The organism is uncultured Campylobacter sp., from assembly GCF_963517995.1.
GTDB lineage: Bacteria > Campylobacterota > Campylobacteria > Campylobacterales > Campylobacteraceae > Campylobacter_A.
In genome coordinates this window covers 1-7,486 of sequence record NZ_CAUQHQ010000110.1, presented here as the reverse complement: position 1 = coordinate 7,486, position 7,486 = coordinate 1, and the positions used below count along the sequence as shown (strand labels likewise).

8 protein-coding genes are annotated in these 7,486 nt (G+C 40.8%); 4 read left to right on the top strand and 4 right to left on the bottom strand.

Features of this window, described 5'->3' with window-relative positions; genetic code table 11:
* Positions 1–221: 221 nt before the first annotated feature.
* Together RYL88_RS10035 and RYL88_RS10030 are read left to right on the top strand one after the other, a co-directional pair.
* The gene (locus RYL88_RS10035) at positions 222–413 is read left to right on the top strand and encodes a hypothetical protein (RefSeq protein WP_314392050.1); all 192 of its coding nucleotides are present in this window, start codon (positions 222–224) and stop codon (positions 411–413) included.
* On the top strand, positions 388–972 hold the full coding sequence (locus RYL88_RS10030; protein WP_314991000.1) for a phage virion morphogenesis protein: 585 nt from the start codon (positions 388–390) through the stop codon (positions 970–972). Before RYL88_RS10035 ends, RYL88_RS10030 begins: the two co-directional genes overlap by 26 nt.
* A gap of 116 nt (positions 973–1,088) precedes the next feature.
* On the opposite strand, the gene RYL88_RS10025 is transcribed toward RYL88_RS10030, so the two are convergent.
* The 4 genes from RYL88_RS10025 to RYL88_RS10010 all read right to left on the bottom strand — a co-directional run bounded on the left by RYL88_RS10025 (position 1,089) and on the right by RYL88_RS10010 (position 5,847).
* On the bottom strand, positions 1,089–2,315 hold the full coding sequence (locus RYL88_RS10025; protein WP_314990998.1) for a phage minor head protein: 1,227 nt from the start codon (positions 2,313–2,315) through the stop codon (positions 1,089–1,091).
* Entirely contained in the window at positions 2,312–3,724 is a 1,413-nt protein-coding gene (locus tag RYL88_RS10020; RefSeq protein ID WP_314391790.1) for a DUF935 family protein, read from the bottom strand. Before RYL88_RS10020 ends, RYL88_RS10025 begins: the two co-directional genes overlap by 4 nt.
* A complete protein-coding gene (gene terL, locus RYL88_RS10015; protein ID WP_314391788.1) occupies positions 3,721–5,268 on the bottom strand; it encodes a phage terminase large subunit in 1,548 nt (515 codons plus the stop codon). Before terL ends, RYL88_RS10020 begins: the two co-directional genes overlap by 4 nt.
* 111 nt (positions 5,269–5,379) lie before the next feature.
* Positions 5,380–5,847, bottom strand: coding sequence for a DUF1804 family protein (locus tag RYL88_RS10010; RefSeq protein ID WP_314391786.1), 468 nt, complete (start codon positions 5,845–5,847; stop codon positions 5,380–5,382).
* Positions 5,848–5,973: 126 nt separating this feature from the next.
* Between RYL88_RS10010 and RYL88_RS10005 the strand changes: the two genes are divergently transcribed.
* Complete coding sequence (locus RYL88_RS10005; RefSeq protein WP_314990996.1) at positions 5,974–6,768, top strand: phage protease; 795 nt, start codon at positions 5,974–5,976, stop codon at positions 6,766–6,768.
* Positions 6,769–6,781: 13 nt separating this feature from the next.
* A partial coding sequence (locus RYL88_RS10000; RefSeq protein WP_314990994.1) for a Mu-like prophage major head subunit gpT family protein occupies positions 6,782–7,486 on the top strand: 705 nt, incomplete at its 3' end.

Here is a 7,486-nt window from a genome sequence, read left to right as displayed (position 1 = left end):
GCTGGGACGAGGCGGCAAGGCTTAGATTTTCTTATAGACAAACGGGCTGCCTAGTACCCAATACATACATGCTCGATAAAAAACGAGCGAACAAGATAATCACGGGGCTTGAAGCCGTGATCAAGACACAAAGAGCCAAGGCTAGAGGCTAAAAAGACTTTAAAATTTTAAAAATATGCGCTAAAATCGGCCTAGAAATATAAAATTTGGGAGGTTTTGGCGTGTTTTGTCCGTATTGCGGAAACGAAAAAACAAGAGTCGGCGCTACCGTAAAAGGGCTTGAAACCGTGCGTTTTAGAAAGTGCGCCAAATGCGGCAGGACTTGGACTACAATTGAGACTATCAAGCCAAATGACGAATACTTACAAAAATTTATAGAGGCACGTGATGAGCATAGAAATCAAAGGGCTTGATGAGATCATAAGCAAGCTTGACAAGCTTCAAGGTGGCAACGCTCTATCAAAAAGCACGTTTGATGGTATCGGCAATATGATTGCAAACTCTATCGAAAACGCCTTTGAAGATGAGAAAAGCCCTTTTGGGGAGAAGTGGAAACCGCTATCAGCCACCACAGTGTTTAGTGAGTTTGGTGGTGGTGGGCTAAAAGGCATAAAAAGTGGCACACAGGATGCATATACCAAAAACGGCAAACACCAGCGTAAAAGATTTTTAGATAAATTTGGAGTTGGTGGCACAAGAAAGATATTGCAGCAAAAAGGAAATTTAGCGCATAACTGGCACATAAACGCCACAAAAACAAGCGTCACGGTCTCAAACAATAGCTCGGCTGATGGATACCCATACGGACTCACACATCAGTTTGGCACAAATAAAGCTGGCAAACACAAAAATGTCCATATCCCAGCACGTCCATTTTTGCCAGTAGATAGTAATGGCGAGTTAGAGCCAAATTTAAAGGAAAACATCAAAAGCTTTTTGAATGATGAGATAGCGAAGATGATAAAAAGCTAAATTTGTGGTATAATGATAATTAAAGAGATGGTTGATGCCGAGAATGTAGTATTCGGCACTCCCCCGCTCTTGGCGGGTGTGGGTGGTATTGCAGGTGCAACTCCTGTCGCCATCTCTTATTTGTTTATGATTTTTGCTTTTTTAAACTCTATGACATCGACTTTTCCAGCCGTTACCATATAATTTGTAGTTCCAAATTTTTTTAATTTGTGATTTATATTTACAGCCACTTTATTCATCTTCGTCTTATCCGTTTTGTCTTCAAACCAAAAAATGATACTATTATTTTTTTCATCTACGCTTACTGGTGTATCATCGTCAGCTAGAATTTTAACTATTTGCCTTATTTCATCTATGCCCAAGGCTTGACCAAACTGCCCTTTTCTTTCGGGTCTGATATGTAAAATGCCGCGTTTGTCTCCCGCTATGTGCCTCTCTTCAACTACGGTTTTTAAAATTTCACTCGTCTTTTGGGCTATGAGCGGGCTTAGTAAGCCAACCTGAAAAGCCTGTATTGGAGCACTTTTGTTTTTTTTGATCAGCAGTTCATCTACTGCTTCGTTGAGGCTTTTCTCCCACACATACAAATTCCTCTGACGCTCGTAATCTTGCAAGTCATCTTTTACGATCTGCTTTAATACACCGCTTAAATTTGCCACCTTTTGATCTAGCACAGCTTCTAAACTTTCGCTGCTTTTGCCCGGATTATACGCCCAGTCCTTGCTTGCTATGCTCCCTGGCGCACTTTGGCTTATCTTGTAACCCTTTTGCTTGATCTCATATTCGCTTACCACCTGCACTTTGCACCGACATCCCCAGTCGTTTGGCGGGTAATTTTTCTGCCAAAATTTATGCGTCTTTGGTAGTATGAGCCCATGCAGCTTCGCGTGAGATGCCCTTGTGCGCCGATCAAGTATGGCTACATATCTAAAATACTCAAATGGCGAGCTCATCTGGCTTTCATACCTTGCGCGCGCAAAGCTTACCTTCATATTTGTTTCAAATATCCTTTTTAGCCTACGAGAGCCCACATAAATTTGTTTTGCCTCTCCGGTCTGCGGGTTTGTTACACTTACGTCTCCTAGCCAGCCCTTTTTTGCTAGCACGGGCTTAATGTTTTCTTGCCAAGCTTCAAAGCTCTGACCCTTTTTGTATGCATCTTCAAGGCTTGATTGAATGTCGTTTAGCAGATCTATTTTGGTGATCTTTGCAACTGTAAAAACTCTTGTGTGTGTTTCATGCATGATCTCATCATAGTCAAAGTGAAGCTCGGGTTTTCTTGCTCTTAACGCAGCTAGCGCGTTTATAGGCTCATCAAAAAATGAAATTTTAATAGGGCTCATTCATCGCTTCCATAAATCTGGGCATTTGCAATAGCTCTCATCATCACATATTCAAGCATATTGGTGTCTAAGTTTTGATACATATCGCCAAGTCTTTTAAAGGCTTCTTCGTAGCTACTGCTATCTTTTAAAAGCGTATTTAATGAGCTTTCAACAGCTTTTAAAATCTCTTTGTCTGCTTTATTGAATTGGCTAGACGATAGTGTTGCATCGATGTTATCGAGTGGTAGATTTAAAGCTTTTGCGTTTTTGTCTTGCCCGCTTTGTTTAGAATTGTCGCTTGCTGGCTCATTTTGCTCACTTTTTAGTTTTAGCCCCTTGATTTTAAAGGTCGTCTCCATAAACTCCACTGGGATCTCATATCCCATATTTGTGATCTTTTCATATACGGCTGATAAGGCTTCTTCATCGGCTTCAAGATTTGCATCGAGCATAAATTTAAATGGCTTGACGTTTGCAAAATTTAACACCAAAATTTCATTTATCAGCTCATATATGCTTGCACCTATCAGCATCGCATCAAAGCGTAGGATGTCTTGTCTTACTTCATTGTGTATCTTGCCAAGAGCTTGCGTGCCGTTTGCTTGTGAGTTGCCAGCAAGCACCTGTCCTGTTATGCTTTTTGATATGCTATCGTCGCAATATTTAATGAATTCAAGAAAGGTCGATTTATCAACATTGCCGTTAAGTAGCTCTAAAATATCATCTTTTGAAAAAAGCCCCACTCCGTTTGCGCGTAAATTTACCGCCGCTTCTATGAGCGCACTACTTTTTCTTTCATCTTCTATGGAGTCAGATTTCACCACAAGTGGTGGCACGGATAGGCTGTCAAAGTAACTCATATATTTTGAGATGGCAAGGTGTTTAAGGGCTGTGATCGTTACTATTCGATACATCAGACTTTGAGTGATGATGTCGCCGCTATCTGTTGGGTGAAAATGTAGCCAAAACAAATCTAAATTCTCATCCACATATAGCTTTTCAAAGCTTTGTTTTAGATATAGCCGATCCTCGCGGTCAGTGTTAAAGTATGTCGGTGCGATGAAGCTAAACTGCGGTAAAATTTCGCCGTCCGTGTTTTGCCATTGCTTGATAAAAGGAGCAAAGCCATAAGCGATCGCAGCCGTGCAGGCAAAAAGGAATTTTTTAAATTTTATGCTTTCAAGATATTTAAGCATAAACTCATTTTGCGCTTTATCTTCACTCTCAAAAAATATCGGTAATGCACTGACATAGACCTTGCGCTTGAAAAGCTCTGAGCCTATTTGTGCGTCTGTGGCTTTGAAATACTCAAATACCCGCACAAGGCTTTCAAAGCTGCCTTCAACGATGGCTGATCTTACAAGATCGTAGTTTATGCCACTTAACACATCTGCTTTATCACTCTTTTTTATGATTATTTTTTTCACGTGTATCTATCCTTTAATGATCTGATTAAATTTTTATTTTTCTTAATGATTTTATTGATCGCGCGATAGTCTGCTATGGCGACACTTGAAGCGATCCGAAACGCCATTTCGCTAGCATCCAGCAAGTCATCGTGCGGGGCTTTTGGATATGTATCAAGCTCTTCTATCAAAAGTGTGTTGTCTAAATTTACCTCTATCGTGCCATCTGTGATGTATGGCGCAAGTGCGTCAAGTCTAAGCTCCTTTGCAACCGAGTTTTTTAGCTCGCAAACGCTTAAAATAATGCCTTTTTTGGCAAATTCATCTTTTAGCTTGTCTTTAAAAAACTCCTGAAACGCGATCGTCTCAATGGCTATCTTTACAGGTTTGCCAAAGTTTAAAATTTTAAGATAAAGCCTTACTATCTTTTCTATCATCATATCAGGCTTTATCTTGTAGCCTTTGGCGTCAAGATAGTATTGTTTGTCTTTTTTGCCAAGCAGTGCCAGCCCAAAATAATCCCCTCTTGCCTTTCCCATGGCTGGGTCGATACCGATGTAATAAGCATCGCAAACGGGCATCACTTCATAGGTCTTATATTCAGCAAATATCGCCCCGTCCTTGCTTAAAGGCTCGTTTTGATATTCAGAATAAAAACTCTCTTTGTCATCAAAAAACTCAGCCAAAATCGCACACTTATCCATGCTTTCATCATCAAGCTTCATATTTATGATCTTTGCTGTTTTTATGCTGTCTTTATTAAGGGTGTCGATATTGTCTGGAAATTTAACGACAAGCGGGAAATTAAAGCTAGTAAAGCTACTTAGTTTTTTAATGCGTGCTAAAAGCCCGTCGTGATGAAGCCTCGTGCCAACGACGATGATGTTAAATTTATCGTCATACCTACTTGGCAGCTTTAAAACTGCCTTTCTAAACCACTTATAAAGCTTCTCACGTTGCGCTAGGCTCTCGACATTCTCATCGTTTTCTATATCATCGGCTATGATGATGTCAGGACGGCGTCCTAAAAAGTTCGTACCCCTTATTTTTTTGCCAGCTCCAAAAAATTTAAGCTTCTTTGGCTTTTTGTCGGTATAGAAAATAAATTCTTCACTTTTCCATTTTTCGCCGATTGAAATTTTAAAATCATTTTTTAACTTTGCGTTTTCTTCGAGCTCTACGCGCAAGGTATCGCTGCTCTCAACTGCGATGTCTATGGTTGAACTAACGACTATGCCGTAGTTTTTGCGTCCGCTTAGAAGCTGCCAAAGTAGATACAGCCTAGTGATGAGCGTAGTTTTTGCTCCACCCCTGTAAGCTTCTATGAGCACGCAGCGACTATCCGCACACACTCTTTCAAGCTTGTTATATACAAATAGGCGGAATTTGCTACTCTCTTTAAATTTTGATAGCCCTGCCTTGCCCTCTATGCCAAGCTGGTGCGCGAAATACTGCGTCGCAAAATAATAAAAATCGTTTTGTGCTTTTTCGCGCCTAAAATCTCCTTGATCGTCTAAAATATTTGGCAGTGATTTCAAGTAGGACTTTAATTCTTTCACATCCATTTGATAAAACCCCTTTTAAAAACGTTTAAACCCCCTTTAAATTCGTTTAAATCATTTGGGGCGATACCCTTGATAACTAAAAGGCTAAAATGGCTTAAAACGCTTAAATTTTTACTTTTCATTTTTTAGAACGCTTGAAATTATTAAGTCGGCATTTTCGCTAAGCCACGTGGTGACTTCGCTTTGCTTCTGCGAGAGAGCTAAATTTGCGATAGTTTGAATGGTCTTTTTAGCAGTTTTTAGCTCAATTTCTTTGGGGTTGATTTGGCGCGGGGCTTTGATAGACCAATATGCTTTTGCAAATTTATGAAGATCTTCGATATGCTCGGGATTTAGCTCGCCTGCGGTTTGCAAAAATTTCTCATAGTTTTCAATGAGGCTATTTACGAAAAGGGCTTCTTTGTTTTCGAGCTCATCTTCGCTGCGTAAATTTGATAGTTTTAGTCCGTCCCAATCTATACCTTTTTTAAAGTCTGCTTTTTTATGATAATAAAACGTTTGTCGCGTGATCCCCAGTGCCGTGCAAATTTCATCTATGCTTTTTCCTTTTATGTATAGTTCTTTCGCCACTTCTCTCATTTACACTCCGTTTTTGCCGACACTATAACGCAAAAATTTTTTTCAAACACTCTATATAAGGGCTATTTAGAGTGTTTTAAATTTTAAAAAGCTCTAAAATGCACCGAAACGAACGAAGGAGCAAAAATGGAGCTTGCCAAAGATTTGATTTGCTTAGAGCTAAACACCGCGCAAACAAACGAAAAGGTCAAGATCAGTCCCGCAGGACAGCAAATAGTCGGCTACGACGGGCGGGTATTTAATATAGACGCAAATTTTGTCGTCACCAATACCAAAAGCCAAGGTGTGGATATTTTGCTAGACCGCGATCACTTTGATGGCGAGGCTATGGGGTGGTTTGACATAAATAGCCTTGAAGCAAGGGATGATGGCATATATGCGAGCTTAGAATTCACACAAATTGGCAAAGAGCTGGTAGAAAAGAGACTATATCGGTATATGAGCCCGGCGTATGAGGTCAATCACCGCGACAATGGGATAAGAGAGGTGGTGAGGATTGGCAGTATAGGGCTGGTTAATCGCCCAAATTTGCTAAATCAAGCACTAAATAATCAATCCAAAGGAGAAGACATGTCACAAAACGACGACCTAGCGGTCAAATTTAACGAACTAAACGAGAAAAACGCGACTTTACAGGCGCAAGTAACCGCAAAAGATAAGGAGATAGAAGAGCTAAAAGCAGCGCTTGATACCGAGCGCAATAACGCTAAAACCGCGCGAATAGAAAGCGCCATCAAAAACGGCGAACTTTTGCCAAATCGCAAAGAGATGGCTATGGCGCTTGAGGGCAATGCGCTAGATAGCTTTATGGAAGTTTCAAAAAGCGAAGCCGCGAGCGTGCTAAAAGAAAAAAGCTACGAGAAAAACAAAAAAGATGAGCTTGATATCGATCCAGACGTCAAAGCTCAACTAGGTCTATAAAAAGGAGAAAAAAATGCCAAGAAGAGTACTTGATGCCGCATATATGGAGTCGGTTTCAAAAGGTTTTAAAACCGTATTTAACGACGCTTTAAATACGCAAAATAGCGATTATTTGAAAGTCGCTACCGAAATAAACGCAAATACCGTAACGGTCGATTATTCGTGGCTAGCGGATATGCCTAGTATGCGAGAATGGGTAGGAGATAGAACGCTAAACGAGCTTGCGGCCTGGAACTACACCATCTCTAAAAAAGATTGGGAATCATCGATAAAGGTCAAACGCGACGTCATCGAATACGATAACCTAGGCATCGTAAAGCCTCGCATCATAGATCTAGCCGCCGCGGTACCGGAGCACTACAACTCTATGGTATTTGGTCTACTTGAGTCAAACGGCGACTGCTACGACGGTAAGAAGTTTTTCGCCGCCGATCACCAGGTAAAAGGGGAAAGTTTTTCAAATTTGAGTAATTTGGAGCTAACCGAGGAAAACTATGAAAAAACGGTAGCCGAGATGGGTAGACTCATCAAGGATAACGGAAATCCGCTTCGCATAAAGCCAAATCTCATCGTAGTACCGCCGGAGCTAAAAGCAAAGGCCAAGGAGCTATTTTTGGCCGAGAAAAAGGCAAACGGCGCCAGCAATCCTCTCTATAAAGAGGTTGAAATCCTCGTGTGCTACGAGCTAACCAAGAAAAAAACGTGGTATCTGCTAGAC